This is a genomic window from Frigoribacterium sp. AC759 (assembly GCF_979256015.1).
Genome location: NZ_CEEDMT010000112.1, coordinates 1 through 263, shown reverse-complemented (window position 1 = coordinate 263; position 263 = coordinate 1). Strand labels below are relative to the sequence as shown.

Sequence of the window (263 nt, the reverse complement as noted above, 5' to 3'; positions counted from 1 at the left end):
CCATGTACCAGTCGACGATCTTGGGCGTGTCGGTGCGGCCGCGCGCGCCGCCGAAGGCCGAACCACGCCAGACCCTGCCGGTGACCAGCTGGAACGGGCGGGTCGCGATCTCCTTGCCGGATTCGGCGACGCCGATGACGACGCTCTCGCCCCAGCCGCGGTGGCAGGCCTCGAGCGCCTGGCGCATGACGACCGTATTGCCGGTACAGTCGAAGGTGTAGTCCGCGCCGCCGCCGGTCAGTTCGACCAGATGGGCCACCACG

At 70.3% G+C, this 263-nt stretch carries 1 protein-coding gene; it reads right to left on the bottom strand.

Translation table 11 applies throughout. The annotated features are described in order from the left end of the window. Positions 1 to 263 (bottom strand): zinc-binding dehydrogenase (locus tag ACZ6JE_RS15305; protein WP_464319499.1); only part of this gene is annotated, 263 nt, incomplete at both ends.